General features: G+C 69.0%; 11 protein-coding genes. 3 read left to right on the top strand and 8 right to left on the bottom strand.

Going from position 1 to position 14,971, the window contains the following annotated elements:
• Window positions 1-120 precede the first annotated feature (120 nt).
• Window positions 121-1,974 (bottom strand): phosphoenolpyruvate carboxykinase (GTP), encoded by a 1,854-nt coding sequence (locus H9Y04_RS34600; RefSeq protein ID WP_187818112.1) that lies wholly within the window; start codon window positions 1,972-1,974, stop codon window positions 121-123.
• Between the two features lie 230 nt (window positions 1,975-2,204).
• Between H9Y04_RS34600 and trhA the strand changes: the two genes are divergently transcribed.
• From trhA to H9Y04_RS34615, 3 genes are all read left to right on the top strand, one after another.
• Complete coding sequence (gene trhA, locus H9Y04_RS34605) at window positions 2,205-2,909, top strand: PAQR family membrane homeostasis protein TrhA (RefSeq protein ID WP_187818113.1); 705 nt, start codon at window positions 2,205-2,207, stop codon at window positions 2,907-2,909.
• A gap of 289 nt (window positions 2,910-3,198) precedes the next feature.
• Window positions 3,199-4,740, top strand: a complete 1,542-nt coding sequence (locus H9Y04_RS34610; protein ID WP_187818114.1) for a DHA2 family efflux MFS transporter permease subunit — start codon at window positions 3,199-3,201, stop codon at window positions 4,738-4,740.
• A gap of 38 nt (window positions 4,741-4,778) precedes the next feature.
• Complete coding sequence (locus H9Y04_RS34615) at window positions 4,779-5,456, top strand: TetR/AcrR family transcriptional regulator (protein ID WP_187818115.1); 678 nt, start codon at window positions 4,779-4,781, stop codon at window positions 5,454-5,456.
• 10 nt (window positions 5,457-5,466) lie between these two features.
• Here the strand turns inward: H9Y04_RS34615 and H9Y04_RS34620 are convergent, their stop codons facing one another.
• From H9Y04_RS34620 to H9Y04_RS34650, 7 genes are all read right to left on the bottom strand, one after another.
• Window positions 5,467-5,886: a PIN domain nuclease gene (locus H9Y04_RS34620; RefSeq protein WP_187818116.1), complete on the bottom strand. Its 420-nt coding sequence runs from the start codon at window positions 5,884-5,886 to the stop codon at window positions 5,467-5,469.
• Window positions 5,883-6,092: a type II toxin-antitoxin system VapB family antitoxin gene (locus H9Y04_RS34625; protein WP_187818117.1), complete on the bottom strand. Its 210-nt coding sequence runs from the start codon at window positions 6,090-6,092 to the stop codon at window positions 5,883-5,885. Before H9Y04_RS34625 ends, H9Y04_RS34620 begins: the two co-directional genes overlap by 4 nt.
• A 116-nt stretch (window positions 6,093-6,208) precedes the next feature.
• Window positions 6,209-8,590, bottom strand: a complete 2,382-nt coding sequence (locus tag H9Y04_RS34630) for a galactose oxidase-like domain-containing protein (RefSeq protein ID WP_187818118.1) — start codon at window positions 8,588-8,590, stop codon at window positions 6,209-6,211.
• Between the two features lie 23 nt (window positions 8,591-8,613).
• Window positions 8,614-9,786 carry a glycosyltransferase gene (locus H9Y04_RS34635; RefSeq protein WP_236071827.1) on the bottom strand — a complete coding sequence of 391 codons (1,173 nt, stop codon included), beginning with the start codon at window positions 9,784-9,786 and terminating at the stop codon, window positions 8,614-8,616.
• A gap of 19 nt (window positions 9,787-9,805) precedes the next feature.
• A complete protein-coding gene (locus H9Y04_RS34640; RefSeq protein WP_308801498.1) occupies window positions 9,806-11,494 on the bottom strand; it encodes an ArnT family glycosyltransferase in 1,689 nt (562 codons plus the stop codon).
• Entirely contained in the window at window positions 11,491-12,711 is a 1,221-nt protein-coding gene (locus tag H9Y04_RS34645; RefSeq protein WP_438818191.1) for a glycosyltransferase, read from the bottom strand. The genes H9Y04_RS34640 and H9Y04_RS34645 overlap by 4 nt, the downstream gene beginning before the upstream one ends.
• Before the next feature lie 221 nt (window positions 12,712-12,932).
• On the bottom strand, window positions 12,933-14,960 hold the full coding sequence (locus H9Y04_RS34650; protein ID WP_187818119.1) for a thioredoxin domain-containing protein: 2,028 nt from the start codon (window positions 14,958-14,960) through the stop codon (window positions 12,933-12,935).
• Between the last annotated feature and the right edge of the window lie 11 nt (window positions 14,961-14,971).

The raw sequence follows: 14,971 nt of genomic DNA on the forward strand, positions 1-14,971 counted from the left end.
TGTGCCCGGATTTCGCGCCCAGTGAAGGCTGTGTGCACAGATTGTCACGTACGAAAAATCCACCCATAACCGTGCCCCCGAAGCCGGTTGGGGCTCCGGGGGCAGGAGGTTACGGGTGGGTCAGCCGAGGCGCTTCACCAGGGCGCGGTACTCGTCCCACAGCTCCTTGGGCGTGTGGTCGCCGAAGGTGTTGAGGTGCTCGGGGACCAGGGCGGCCTCCTCGCGCCAGATCTCCTTGTCGACCGTGAGCAGGAACTCGAGGTCCTCGGTGGGCAGTTCGAGCCCGTCGGTGTCGATGGAGTCGACCGTCGGCAGGATGCCGATGGGGGTCTCGACGCCCTCGGCCTTGCCGTCGAGGCGGTCCACGATCCACTTCAGGACGCGGGAGTTCTCGCCGAAGCCGGGCCACACGAACTTGCCCGCCTCGTTCTTGCGGAACCAGTTCACGTAGTAGATCTTCGGCAGCTTCGCCTGGTCCTTGTCGGCGCCGACCTTGACCCAGTGGTTCATGTAGTCGCCCATGTTGTAGCCGCAGAACGGCAGCATGGCGAACGGGTCGCGGCGCAGCTCGCCGACCTTGCCCTCGGCGGCGGCGGTCTTCTCGGAGGCGACGTTGGCGCCGAGGAAGACACCGTGGTTCCAGTCGAAGGACTCGGTGACCAGCGGAACCGCGGAGGCGCGGCGGCCGCCGAAGAGGATCGCCGAGATCGGCACGCCCTTGGGGTCCTCCCACTCGGGCGCGATGATCGGGCACTGCGAGGCGGGGACGGTGAAGCGGGCGTTGGGGTGCGCGGCCGGGACGCCCGACTCGGGGGTCCAGTCGTTGCCCTTCCAGTCGGTGAGGTGCGCCGGAGTCTCCTCCGTCATGCCCTCCCACCAGATGTCGTTGTCGTCGGTGAGCGCGACGTTGGTGAAGACCGAGTTGCCCCACAGGGTCTTCATGGCGTTGGCGTTGGTGTGCTCTCCGGTACCGGGCGCGACACCGAAGAAGCCGGCCTCGGGGTTGATCGCGTACAGGCGGCCGTCCTCGCCGAAGCGCATCCAGGCGATGTCGTCGCCGATGGTCTCCACGGTCCAGCCGGAGATCGTGGGCTCCAGCATCGCGAGGTTGGTCTTGCCGCACGCGGACGGGAACGCGGCCGCGACGTACTTCGACTCACCCTGCGGCGGCGTGAGCTTGAGGATCAGCATGTGCTCGGCCAGCCAGCCCTCGTCGCGCGCCATCACGGAGGCGATGCGCAGGGCGTAGCACTTCTTGCCGAGCAGGGCGTTGCCGCCGTAGCCCGAGCCGTACGACCAGATCTCGCGGGACTCGGGGAAGTGCGAGATGTACTTGGTGGTGTTGCAGGGCCACGGGACGTCGGCCTCGCCCTCCTGGAGGGGAGCGCCGAGCGTGTGGACCGCCTTGACGAAGAAGCCGTCGTCACCGAGTTCGTCCAGGACCGCCTGACCCATCCGGGTCATGGTGCGCATGGAGACGGCGACATACGCCGAGTCGGTGATCTCGACGCCGATCGCGGACAGGTCGGAGCCGAGCGGACCCATGCAGAACGGGACGACGTACATGGTGCGGCCGCGCATCGAGCCGCGGAAGATGCCGCCCTGGTCGTCCTTGCCCTGGAAGCTGTTCTTTTCTCCAGTAAAGATGGCCCGCATCTCCGCGGGGGCTTTCCAGTGGTTCGTCGGGCCCGCGTCCTCCTCGTTCTCGGAGCAGATGTACGTACAGTCCTCGACGCGAGCGACGTCGGTCGGGTCGGAGGCCGCGTAGTAGGAGTTCGGGCGCTTGATCGGGTCGAGCTTCTTGAACGTGCCCTTGGCGACGAGCTCTTCCGCGAGGCGCTCGTACTCCGCCTCGGATCCGTCGCACCAGACCACCCTGTCCGGCTGCGTGAGGGCTGCGATCTCGTCCACCCAGGCGACAAGCTCTGCGTGGTTGGTGGGGGCACTGGTGGAAGCCGCGATGTCGCGCGCCACGATCGCTCCTAAATGAGGGTTTTGTCGTTGGTTGGCCCCTTGGGGGCTGCGGCCCGGATACCGCGCCGACGAAATGCGCTCATCCGGTGCCGACCTCACTCATTTGATCATCGGGGCGATCCGCCCATATGTCCAGAGGGCCTCACACGTGAGCGTCCCCACATACGGAGCGCGTGAGCGTCCCCACATACCGATATGGAACCTACGGAGCCGTAGGTACGATTCTCCTTATGCCGTCTTCCGCCTCTGACGCCACCGCAACCGAGACGAGCGGTCCCGTCGAGATCGATCTGCCGCACCCCGCGAAGCCGAAGCTCCGGGGCTGGTTGCACGCGGGCATGTTCCCGGCCGTGCTGATCGCGGGACTCGCACTGATCATCTTCACCGACTCGACCCGCGCCAGAATCGCCACGGGGATCTTCGTCCTCACGGCCTGCCTGCTGTTCGGCACCAGCGGCCTCTATCACCGCGGCACCTGGGGCCCGCGCGGCGAGGCCATCCTGCGCCGGCTCGACCACGCGAACATCTTCCTGATCATCGCGGGCACCTATACGCCGCTCGCCCTGCTACTCCTGCCCGACTCGACCGCACGGCCGCTGCTGATCGCGATCTGGATCGCGGCGCTCGCCGGGATCGCGTTCCGCGTCTTCTGGGTCGGCGCCCCGCGCTGGCTCTACACCCCGTGCTACATCGCGATGGGGTGGGCCGCGGTCTTCTTCCTGCCCGACTTCATGCGCACCGGCGGCATCGCCGTACTCGTCTGCGTGATCGTCGGCGGCGTGCTCTACACCGTCGGCGGGGTCATCTACGGGATGAAGCGGCCGAACCCGTCACCGCGCTGGTTCGGCTTCCACGAGGTGTTCCACTCGCTCACCCTTGCGGCGTTCGTGGTGCATTACGTGGGGATTTCACTGGTCGCCTACCAGCACGCGTGAGTCCGCCGGACTCCTGACCCCTCAGTGGCCGTGGCCTCGACGCCGCGGCCACTTGCCATGTCAGCGCACCGACTCCGGCGACGACCACCGCGACGACGGCCCACACCCCGAAGGCCACCAGACCGATCACGCTGAACGCCGCGACGGTCCAGGCGATTCTGTCCACGCGCATCCACAACCCCCTCCACCCCGACGGTCCGGCGCCGTCACGAACGGTGAGAGAGCGTGTACCCAGAGGCCTTCACGAAAAACTTGACAGTGACTCTCACTTGAGAGCTACTCTCAAAATATGACTCCCGAGACTGCGAGTGCGCCCACGGCCGCTCCCGAGACAGTGAACCCCCGCCGCTGGTGGGCCCTGGGCGCGATGGTCGCGAGCATGCTCGTGCTCGGTTTCGACATGACGATCCTCAATGTCGCGCTACCCACGATCGCCGCCGACCTCGGCGCGAACACCGGTCAGCTGCAGTGGATGGCGGACGCGTACATCCTGGTCTTCGCCGCCCTGATGCTCCCCGCAGGACTGCTCGGCGACCGCTTCGGCCGGCGGAAGATGCTGGTCGCCGGGCTGGTGATCTTCCTGGCCGGGTCGGTCGTCGGGATGCTCGCCGGCGAGGTCGGCGCGGTGATCGCCGCCCGTACGGTGATGGGCGTCGGTGCCGCACTCGTGATGCCGCTCGCCATGTCCGTGCTGCCCTCGCTCTTCCCCGAGCACGAGCGCGGCAAGGCGATCGGGATCGTCACCGCCGCCTCCGCGGCCGGTCTGCCGCTCGGACCGATCGTCGGCGGCCGGCTGCTCGACTCCTTCTGGTGGGGCTCGGTGTTCGCGATCAATGTGCCGATGGTGGCGATCGGCATCGCGGCCTGCGCGCTGCTGCTCCCCGAGACCCGCGACCCCGCATCGCCCCGCGTCGACCTGGTCTCGACGGTGCTCACGGCGGCCGGGCTCGGCCTGTTCACGTACGGGATCATCGAGGCGCCCGTACGCGGCTGGGGCGACGGTCTCGTGCTCGGGACGCTCGCGGCCGGTGCGGTCCTGATCGCGGCGCTCGTGCTGCGCGAGCGGCGGGCGGTGCGGCCGATGCTCGATCTGCCGCTGCTCGGCCACCGACCCTTCCTGCTCAACACCCTGGCCGCGACGCTCGTGATGTTCGTGCTCTCGGGCCTGATGTTCGTGCTGCCGCCGTATCTGCAGACCGTGCTCGGCAATGACGCGTTCGGCACCGGGGTGCGGATGCTGCCCCTGATGGGCGGCCTGATCGTGTCCGCCAAGGTCTCCACGCCACTGGTCGAGCGGCTCGGCGCGCGGTCCGTGATCGCCGCGGGTCTGGTGGTCCTGTGCTTCGCGGCGCTGCTCGGCGCGGGGACACGGACCGGCAGCGGGTACGGATACACCGCGCTGTGGCTGACGATCGCGGGCCTCGGCTTCGGGTTCGCGATGATGCCGGCCATGACGACGGCGCTGTCCGTACTGCCGCAGGACCGGGCCGGGAGCGGTTCCGGACTCCTGATGACCGTACGGCAGGTGGGCGGCGCCCTCGGGATCGCGCTGCTCGGCTCGCTGCTCGCGGGCGCGTACGCCAGTGAGCTGGTGACGACCGGGTTGCCGGCCGCGGCCGCCGGGACCGCGGGCGAATCCGTGGTCGCGGCACATGCGGTGGCCGGGCGGCTCGGCGACACCGCGCTCGCGGCCTCCGCCGACGCGGCGTATGTGCACGGCATGCAGGTCGTGCTGCTCGTCTGCGCGGGCGCGGCCCTGGTCACGGCGGCGCTCGCGGCGCTGCTGCTTCCGGGCCGGGCCGGTGCGCGGCCCGCCCCCGCCGAGGCCTGACGCCCGAGGCCCCACGCCTGATGCCCGACAATGACCCCATGGCCGCCCGCTCGAAGACCTCTGCTTCCCCTGCCGCCCCCGCAGCTCCCGCCGCCGAGCCTTCCGTGCCCGATCTGCTGATCGAGGGACAGCCCGAGCTGGGGCTGCGGGAGCGCAAGAAGCTGAAGACGCGGATCGCGATCCGGCGGGCCACGTACCGGCTGATCAAGGAGCAGGGGTACGACGCGACCACCATCGAGCAGATCGCGGCCGCGGCCGAGGTCTCGCCCTCGACGGTCTTCCGCTACTTCGCGACGAAAGAGGACATCGTCCTCAGCGACGAGTACGACCCGGTCATGGTGAGCGTCCTGATGGCGCGCCCAGCCGGTGAACCGCCCCTGGAATCACTCCGGTTCGTGATCGTGCAGGCCATCGAGTCCTTCATGGAGACGGACTACGAGGAACTTGAGCAGCGCACCCGGCTCCTGGTCGAGGTCCCGGCCCTGCGCGCCCGCATGCTCGACTCGATGACGGAGACCACCCGCCTGCTCGCCGAACCCCTGGCGATCCGTGTCGGCCGCGCCGCCGACGACCTGGAGATCCGCGTCTTCACGGCGGCGTTCCTCTCGGCACTGCTGCAGACGTCGCTGTGGTGGGGCGAACGGGACTGCCAGGACGATCTGGTGGAGCTTCTGAACCGGACGGTGGACCTGTTCGGGTCGGGGTTCAGGCTGTGAGCAGGCGCGTTCAGATCGTGCCGGGCGGCATCAGCCACTGGGTCTGCTGACCGGTGACCGAGGCGATGGTCTCGAAGTCCCGGTCGTAGTGGAGCACGGTGAGCCCTTGGAGCTCCGCCGTTGCCGCCAGCACCAGGTCGACGGCGCCCGCCGAACGGTGCTTGCCCTGGTCGGCCAGCTCGCGCTGAACGTCCCAGGCGCGGGAGAACGCCCGGTCGTCGACAGGCGTCCAGCCGAACAAGGCGTCCAGGTCGGCGACGAGTTCGGCGCGGTCCTCCGCGCTCTTCGCGCTGTAGAGGAATTCCAGCTCGGTGACCGGGCAGCGCGCGATGATGCCTTCCTCCAGCGGCTTCTCCCAGGTCTCGCGCGCCGGCCGCCGAAGGATGCGCACCAACGCGCTGGTGTCGATGAGGTAGACGGCAGCGGTCACCGGCGGTAGGTCTCCTTGTCGAGTAGCTCGTCGAACTGCCCCTCGTCCGCCCTGGCCGCCAGCCTGGCAAGCGCTATGGCACGGCGCTTGCGGGCCACGCCCTCCTGGAGGGCGGCGATCACGGTGTCCTTCTTGGTCTTCGTACCGAAGGCGACCGCCGCGTCCGCGAGGAGCTGCTCGTCGATGTCGATCAGCGTCTTGGCCATGAGGCCACCTCCTGGATATACGGAAATGTATCGCGTATATCCAGAATAGCAGGCGCATGCAGAGGCGGCCGGGTGCACCAGCACCCGGCCGCCTTCGTCATGCGTGAGCCGCTGGATCACCGCCGCCGCAGGTCCGCCTTGCCGCAGGCGAGACCGTCGCCGTTGCGGTCCAGGTTCAGCGGGTCGTCGCCGTGCACCCTCAGACGGCCGTAGTCGTGGTCCTTCAGCCACGTGCAGCGGGCCTTGGTCGTGTCCGCGACATCCGGCGGGAAGTTCGTCGGGACACAGGTGTTGGCCGACCCGTAGTGCCGGTCGCAGCCGGCGACCGTCGGGCTGACGGGCACCGAGTCACGCGGCGCCTGCTTCGCCTTCGGGGACTTGGCCAAGTCGTCGGCGAACTCGTGGACATGGGCTGCCGGCGCGTCCTCGGCCAGGGCCGCGGGTCCGCCCAGGTGGACCCACTCCGCGATCGACGGCACACCGTTCGCGTCCACCGCGAAGAGCATGTACCAGCCGGGCGGGGCCAGGTTCGGGTTGGACGTGACGTTGAGGTCGATGTTGGTGCCGTCGACCGTCAGCGGCAGATCCACGAACCGCTGGTTCGGGTCCGAGGAGTGCGTCACGGCCGCGGGACGGATCAGCTCCGCCTTCGCGATGGGCCGGTCGACCGTGATCCGCTGCGTGTCCCCGTACGTCCACTGCTTGTCGATCAGTGAAGTGATCTTCGGCCGTGGGCCCTTGAAGAGGTACGAGGGCGAGTAGATCGACACGTCGTGGTTCCACGAGCCGTTGCCGGGGTTGTCGCCCGTGGTCATGACGCGGCCGTCGGGCAGCAGGAACGCGGACGAGTGGTAGCCGCGCTCCTCCGGGTCCGTGGCGACCTGGTCGAAGGTCTCCGTCTCCGGGTCGAAGACCGAGGTCTCGTACACCGGGTCGGCGCGGTCGTGCAGCGCGCCGCCGGTCTCCAGGACCTTGCCGTCGGGCAGCAGGACCGCCGAGACGTACATCTTGCCCTCGGCGCCCGTCTGCGCCCGCTTGCCCTGGCCCTGGTCGACCGTGCCGAGCGGGATGTCGGGGCCCTGCACGTAACCCGGGTTGGGGTTCTTGAGGTCGATGATGTCGACGAGCCGGTTGGCGACCGGGTTCTTCTCGTTGTTGCCACCGCCCATCGTGATGACCTTCTGGTCTTGGGCGGGCGGGAGAAGCACCGAGGCGGACTCGTCGCGTTCGTCCTTCAGGCGCAGGCCCGGGACGTCCGTGATCGTGTTCTTGTCGTAGTCGTAGATCGAGGCGCCGGTGCCGGGCGTGCCGTTGCCGAAGGTGTGGCTGCCCGAGTAGAAGAGCCGGCCGTCCTGCATCAGGATCATCGCCGGGTACAGGCCCCAGTACGACCAGGTCTGGTTGACCTCGTTGATCGGCAGCCACTTCTGCTGGGCCTGGGAGAACTTCTCGGCCACGACCGCGCCGGTGGAGTCCTCCTTCAGACCGCCGAAGGAGATGACGTCACCGTTGCCGAGGACGGTCGCCGAGGGGTACCAGTGCCCCTCGTTCATGTCGTTGGTCTTGATGTACTGCTCGGTCGCGGGATCGAAGATGTACGAGTCCTTGTATCCCTGGTAGCCGATCGTGCCGTCGGCGCTCGGGAAGCCCTTCGTGCCGCTCATCACGAGGACCTTGCCGTCGCTGAGCTGGACGTGGCCCGCACAGAACATGTCCTTGGGCGTGGGGATCTGCTTGTACGTCCCGTTCTTCGGGTCGTACACGGCGGAGGTGAACTTGCCCGCGGCGAACGCCGCTTGATCGTTGCCGGAGCCGGCGATCAGCAGGATCTTGCCGTTGTGCAGGACGACGCTGTGCATGGAGCGGACGGGGTTGGGGGTGGCGAGCACCTCCCACTTGCCGTCCGCGCACTCGGTCGCGGTGCCCGTGCACACCGGGTCCGGGGTGGGCGGCGCGACCTCCTCCATCACGTAATCGTCGGTGGTCACCGAGCCGGTGCCGTAGACGCTGACGCCCCAGGCGATCTGGTCGGTGCCGGCCGGGACGGCGGGCGTACGGACCTCGGTGCGCCCGTAAGCGGCCTGTACGGGAAGGGTCTTGAGGTCCGTCCAGTACTGCCAGCCGGCCGTGGTGTCGTGCCGGAACAGGGTGAGGGAGGCGTCCGGAGTCGTCGACTTGTACCAGAGGCTCAGGTCGTACTGCTTGTCCGGCGACACCTTCGGCGCGCACGTGGCGTTCTCGGTGATCAGTGCCTTGCGGTCGCCGCTGAGGCGGCGGGTGAGCTCCACCTTCATCGCCTTCGTGCCCGAGTGGGCGTCCGGCGTGGTGGTGAAGGTGAAGTCGTTGTCGCCCCAGCCGGACTTGGACCAGCAGGCGGGCATGTCGCCGGTGCCCGCCGTCTCGAAGCCCGGGTTCTGGATCAGGTTCGGTGCGGCGGACGCGGACTGCTGGGGTATCGCGAGGAGAAGGCCTGCGGTCAGGGCGCCCACCCCGGCCATGGCCGTTCTCCGCTTCGGACGTCTCACTGTGTGGTCCCCCTCGGTGCGGCTCGGTTCTTACGCGTGTAGACCAGTGCCTCCGTCCCGGCGTAGCGCAGGACGAACGTCAGGATGAGCGCGGTCGCCGTGGCCGGCAGGACCGCCATGTCCCAGGTGGTGACGAGCAGCGCGATCAGCGGGATGCGCAGGACCAGGTCCGCGTTGGCGAGCAGGGCATAGCGGCCGATGCGGTCGTACAGGCGGCGGTGGCGGCGGGTGCGGAAGAGGAGCACCTCGATGAGGAGGAAGTTCCAGGCCACACCGAACTGGTTCGCCACGATCTCGGCCGGCAGATAGTGCATCCCGGCGGCCGTGAGCCCCCACAGCGCAAGGAGGTTGGGGACGAACCCCGTCAGGCCGATCAGACCGAAGGCCACCATCCGCCACAGCGGCTTGGAGGTGCGCAGCTCCACGAGGTGGCGCAGGAAGCGCAGCCCCTCGCGGGCAGTCGACTTGGACTCGCCCGCGAAGCGGTCCTGGAAGACGAAGGGGACCTCGCGGACGCTGCGCGGACCGCAGCGGACGGCGAGCTCCATCAGGATCTTGTAGCCGAGCGGACGCAGATCCTCCGCCATCACCGCCGCGCGGCGGATCGCGAAGAAGCCGCTCATCGGGTCGCTGATGCCGCGCAGCGCGCGCGGGAAGAGGCCCTTGGTCAGCCAGGTCGAGGCGCGCGAGACCGCGACGCGGTAACCGCCGGCCAGACCGGCGCGGCTGCCGCCCTTCGTATAGCGGCTCGCGACCACCAGGTCGGCTCCGGAGGCCTCGCCCGTGGCGATCAACTCCGGTACCAGGGACGGCGGATGCTGCAGATCCGCGTCCATGACCACGACCCAGTCCGAGGCCGCCGCCTTGATGCCCTCGACCACCGCGCCGCCGAGACCGCCCGTGGGGACCTCGCGGTGGATCACCGAGACCGGGAACGGGCAGTCCTGGGCGGCCTTGGCCACCACCTCGGGGGTGTCGTCCGTGGAGTCGTCCACGAAGATCACTTCGCAGGGGACCCGGGACGGGACGGACTCGGTGATCTGCCGGAGCAACTCCCGTACGTTCCCCGACTCGTTGAAGCTCGGGATGATCACGGTCACGGCGCCGGGTTCCGGCACCGCGGCAAGTTCCCCTACGGAATCCTCCGCGGGTGTCTCGTACATGGTCATCGCTTCCCCCCGTTGGCGCTCATCGCTTCCCCCCGCTGCCCGGCGCGATCTCGCGGATCTCGACCCGGTCCTCGCCCGTGCCGAACACCGCGACCGCCTCGGAGTGTTCGAGGGCGGCCTTGACGTTGGGCAGGTCCACCGCGTCGCGCCGTACGGTCGGCGAGGCCACGATGTAGTCGACGTCGCGCCAGCCGTCCGGCATGGTCTTGGAGACGGCGGGGTCGAGGTCGGCCTTGTAGAACCAGATCGCGCCGAGGCCGGGCTCATAGCCGGCGTGCACGAGGTCGAGCCACATCGCGTCGTCCACGAGGACACGCTTGTCGGCGCGGTCCTCGACCTGGGTGGCCATCCAGGTGGCGGCGGCGCGGTAGGGGCCGTTGGCGTCCTGGGTCATGGCGGTGCGGTTGCCGTCGTACCACTTCGGGACGAGGTACGTGAGCGCCGCGAGGACAAGCACGGCGGCCGTCGCCCAGCGCACCCCGGTCACCGCGCGCGGTTCGTCGGGACGCCGGCGCGAGCGGATGAGCACCGCGTGCGAGACGCTCGCGGCCGCGCCCGCGAGCACCAGGGACAGGAAGGGCAGCGCCTGGATGATGTACATCGCCGGCAGGTAGCCGGACGGGCGCATCGAGACCAGGGCGAGGATCGCGACGGCGAGCGCGGGGCCCGCGAGCGCGCGGGCCGTGACCGACCAGCGCAGGACGGCAAGGAGCAGGAGCGCCGCGGCCAGACCGCCGATCGGCAGCACCTTGTCGTAGTACAGCCAGGACTCCAGGACCCCGTTGGAGCCGGAGCCCGCGTCGAAGATGAAGCCCGAGCCGGGGCGGCTCATCTGGTAGGCGATGCCGTCCCAGAGCGAGACATGGCCGTCGCCGGGGAACAACTCGCCCTTGAGCAGGGCGTAAAGGGGGTAGCCGAGGCCGATCAGCGCACAGGCGGTGATGGCGCCGGTGACCGCGAACTTGCGGGTGTCGCGGTGGCTGTGCCGCCACATGGTGAGCAGCACCGCGGGCAGGATGACGAGCATCGTCTCCTTGGTGAGCACGCCCACGGCGGCGGCGATGCCCGCGCCGAAGTGGTGCCACAGATGCCGCGAGGGCGAGGCCGCGAGGCAGAAGGCGAGCAGCATCCACATCACGGCGATGTTGTCGAGGAAGATCTCGCGCTGCAGCACGACCGAGAGCGGCGAGAGACCGAACAGCGCCATCGCCAGACCGGCCGCCCAGCGCGGCAGCCACAGCCGGCGCGCGAGCACGTAGAGGAGCACCGCGCTGACCGCGCTGACGAGCAGCATCGCCAGACGCATCGCGCCGACGGTCATCGACTCCGGCGCGATCAGGGACGGTATGTAGGTCAGGCCCGCGATCTGGATCCAGCCGAGCGGCGGGTGGTCGTACCAGTACGTGTAGTGGGCCAGGCCCTTGCCCTCCTGGACGGCCCAGGCCTGGGCGAGATAGGTGCCCTCGTCGTCGCTGAGGGTCGGGTAGCCGGCGATGTTCCAGCCCTGGACGACCAGGATCGCGGCGAGCAGGAGCGTGCACAGGATCAGATCGGGCGGCGAGCTGCGGAAACGGACGTAGGGCCAGACCGTCACACGCCGCTTGTCGGCCTTCTTCGGGGCGCTTTCGGGCGCACGGGACTGTTGCGTGGGAAGCTCGACCGTGTCGGTCGTGGTCGACGCGGGGACCTCGATAGGCGGGGCGGTCACGCGCGGATCTCCTCAGGGCTCAGATGTGCGCCGACGTGGCTGGTCAGCTCCCACTCGTTGTTGCCGCGGCTCTCGCGCCACACTGCGCGGATCGCGGCGAAGGCGAGGAGCACCTGGTAGAAGGGCCCGCCGACGATGAGCTTGATGTAGTGGATCAGCCTGACTTTCAGCGCGTACTGCTTGCCGAAGTCGTGCAGTCCCACGACCTCGAAGACGAAGGTGACGAACGCCGTGATCAGCGGCAGGAACGTGATGAAGGCGACCCCCACGGGGACTTCCAGGAAGATCGCGACCGCCACGTTGAGCGGAATGATCAGGCCGGTGAAGGCCTGCAGGAACGGCGTCATCAGGGTGTAGCGGGCCAGCAACCGCTGCCCGAACGTGGGCAGTTGCTTCCAGTCCTTCTTGCGGTAGACCTGCAGGAAGCCCTGGTTCCAGCGGGTGCGCTGCTTGAGCAGCGACATCAGCGTGCCGGGGGTCTCCTCGCGGGTGACCATGTCGGAGTCGTACGCGACGACGACCTTCTTGCCGATGCTGGACAGGCGCACACCCAGGTCGCAGTCCTCGGCGAGGCAGTTCTGGTCCCAGCCGCCGGCGTCGCGCAGGACGTCCGTACGGACGAAGACGGTGTTGCCGCCGAGCGGGATGAAGCCCTTCTGCGCGTGCAGGTGCAGCCGCGAGCGGAACCAGAAGAAGTACTCCAGGCAGTTGCGCAGGCTGTACCAGCTGGAGTGGAAGTTGATCAGCTGCACCCCGCCCTGGACCACGTCGGCGCCGGTCGAGCGGAACGCGTGGTCGACATGGGCGAGGAGCTCGGGATGCACCTGGTCCTCGGCGTCGAAGACACCGACGACATCGCCGCGGCAGTGCGGCAGCGCGGTGTTGAGCGCCTTCGGCTTGTTCTTGACCTCATGGGTGTCGGTGATGACCCGCACCCTGCGGTCGCGCCGGGCCGCCTCGTCGGCGACCGCGGCGGTCTCCGGGTCGTCGTGGCCGACGATCACCACGATCTCGAAAGCGGCATGGCTCGACTCGAGCAGCCGCTGGATCGTGTGATCGAGCACGGCCTGCTCGTGCCGCGCGGGCAGCAGCAGCGAGAACGCGAGTCCGTCGTTCCCGTGCGGTGCCTCGAACCTCGTGGCGGCGAGCGTTTCCGGCGTGCGCCAGGCATGCATCTGCCACCACAAAGTGAACGCGGCCATCCAGAACAGCGCCATCGAGACAGCACTGATCACAACAGTGGACAGCAAGAGTCCCCCCAGACCCCACAGTGGGAACGACTCCCCGTCGTCCCGCACCCCCAAGGGACGGCCGACGGCCGCCCCGTTCCCCCAAGCTACGTGGAGAGAATACGGGGGGATTGTGAAGGCGAGCAGCTCCTACAAGCAAATCCCTTGTTTCATCACAGCCCCCAAGATGTACGACCCATCACACCTCTTCAGGGTTGTACGAGCTTTTCGGTGAGTTCGGGCACTGTGGTGACCGGAGCGTCGCAGGTGAAATTGCGGCACACGTAGGCCGCCGGCCCGCCGTTGACCAGCGGACGGCCCGCGAGCAAGGGCAGTTCGTCCTCCTCGCCGTGCGCCACGACGGCGCCGGGCGCCGTGGAGAGCAGCGCGGTGCGCAGCAGTTCGCGCGTAGCCGGATCGTTACGGTCACCGACGACCGCGATCTCCCGCGGCCCGTCGAGCAGCGCCTCGGCGACGGCGAGCCCGTGCCCGATGAACCGCGGCGCCTTCGGGCCGAGCGCCCGCACGATCCCGAGCGCCCGCTCGGCGGCGGTGCGGTGGGGTTCGGCGCCGGTGTGCGCGGCATAGGTGAGCAGCGCGCCGGCCGCGGCGCACCAGCCGCTCGGGGTCGCGTTGTCGGTCGGGTCCTGCGGGCGCCGGATCAACTGCTCGGCGTCGTGCGCGGTGTCGTAGAGCGCACCGTCCTCGCCGCCGAACTGGTCGAGCACGATGTCGAGCAGGAACCCGGCGAACTCCAGCCAGACCCCCTCCCCCGTCACCGACGCGAGCGCCAGGAAACCCTCGGCGACATCGGCGTAGTCCTCCAGCACCCCGCTGTTCGCGCCCCGTCGGCCGTCCTTCGAGGTCCGCGAGAGCCGGGCGTCGGGGCCCATGTGCAGCCGTACGAGCAGATCGCCCGCGGCCAATGCGGCGTTCACCAGGTCGGGCCGGTCGAAGTACGCGCCGGTCTCGGCGAGCGCGGCGATCGCCAGACCGTTCCAGGCGGCCACCACCTTGTCGTCACGGCCGGGCGCGGGACGCTGCGCACGCGCCTCGAACAGCCGCTGCCGTACGTCGGTGAGCTTCTCCGAGTCCACCAGGCCGTCGCCCTGCGGAAGTTGGAGCACCGAGGCGCCCTCCTCGAAGGTGCCCTCCTCGGTCACGCCGTAGTGCACCGCGGCCAGTTCGGCGTCCTGCTCGCCGAGCACCTCGGTGAGCTGCTGCGGAGTCCATACGTAGAAGGCACCCTCGACATGCTTGCCGGTGGCCGGGTCCTCGGAGTCGGCGTCGAGCGCGGAGGCGAACCCGCCCTCGTTGGTGCGCAGTTCGCGCACCATGAAGTCGGCGGTCTCCAGGGCTACGCGCTTGGCGAGCTCGCTGCCTGTGGCGCGCCACAGGTGGGCGTAGGCGCGGCAAAGGAGCGCGTTGTCGTACAGCATCTTCTCGAAGTGCGGCACGACCCACTTGCGGTCCACGCTGTAGCGCGCGAACCCGCCGCCGAGCTGGTCGTAGATCCCGCCGCGCGCCATCCGCTCCAGGGTGTCCTGCGCCATCTCCAGGGCGCCGACCGAGCCGGTGCGCGCGTGATGGCGGAGCAGGAACTCCACGACCATGGACGGCGGGAACTTGGGCGCGCCACCGAACCCGCCGTGCGTGGCGTCGTAGTCGCGGGTCAGGCCGAGCAGCGCCTGGGCGAGCTCCTCCTCGCCCGGCGGCTTCGCCTCGCCGTAGGCGAGTTCGCGCTGGGAGAGGTCCCGCACGATCTTCTGCGCGACCTCGGTGACCTCGTCACGCCGGCCGCTCCACGCCTGCTGCACGCCTTCGAGCACCTGCGGGAAGGAGGGCATGCCGTGGCGGGGCGCGGGCGGGAAGTACGTACCGAAGTAGAAGGGCTCCTTGTCCGGCGTGAGGAACACCGTCATGGGCCAGCCGCCCTGGCCGGTCGCGGCCTGCACGGCCTCCATGTAGACGGCGTCGACGTCCGGGCGCTCCTCGCGGTCGACCTTGACGTTCACGAAGTGCTCGTTCATGTACGCGGCGGTGCTGTCGTCCTCGAAGGATTCGTGCGCCATGACATGGCACCAGTGACAGCTCGCGTAGCCGACGCTCAGCACGACCGGCACACCCCGGCGGCGTGCCTCCTCGAAGGCTTCGGGCGACCAGGGCCACCAGTCGACGGGGTTGTCGGCGTGCTGGAGGAGGTACGGGGACGTCTCGTGCGCCAGTCGGTTCGGCATACGTCCATCCT

Origin of the sequence: Streptomyces polyasparticus (assembly GCF_014493765.1) — a bacterium.
GTDB classification, from domain to species: domain Bacteria; phylum Actinomycetota; class Actinomycetes; order Streptomycetales; family Streptomycetaceae; genus Streptomyces; species Streptomyces polyasparticus.

Excerpts from the sequence above, each read along its gene's own strand:
- trhA (WP_187818113.1), top strand. The coding sequence starts at position 2,205 with ATGCCGTCTTCCGCCTCTGACGCCACCGCAACCGAGACGAGCGGTCCC.
- H9Y04_RS34610 (WP_187818114.1), top strand. The coding sequence starts at position 3,199 with ATGACTCCCGAGACTGCGAGTGCGCCCACGGCCGCTCCCGAGACAGTG.
- H9Y04_RS34615 (WP_187818115.1), top strand. The coding sequence starts at position 4,779 with ATGGCCGCCCGCTCGAAGACCTCTGCTTCCCCTGCCGCCCCCGCAGCT.
- H9Y04_RS34625 (WP_187818117.1), bottom strand. The coding sequence starts at position 6,092 with ATGGCCAAGACGCTGATCGACATCGACGAGCAGCTCCTCGCGGACGCG.
- H9Y04_RS34630 (WP_187818118.1), bottom strand. The coding sequence starts at position 8,590 with ATGGCCGGGGTGGGCGCCCTGACCGCAGGCCTTCTCCTCGCGATACCC.
- H9Y04_RS34635 (WP_236071827.1), bottom strand. The coding sequence starts at position 9,786 with ATGACCATGTACGAGACACCCGCGGAGGATTCCGTAGGGGAACTTGCC.
- H9Y04_RS34645 (WP_438818191.1), bottom strand. The coding sequence starts at position 12,711 with ATGGCGCTGTTCTGGATGGCCGCGTTCACTTTGTGGTGGCAGATGCAT.
- H9Y04_RS34650 (WP_187818119.1), bottom strand. The coding sequence starts at position 14,960 with ATGCCGAACCGACTGGCGCACGAGACGTCCCCGTACCTCCTCCAGCAC.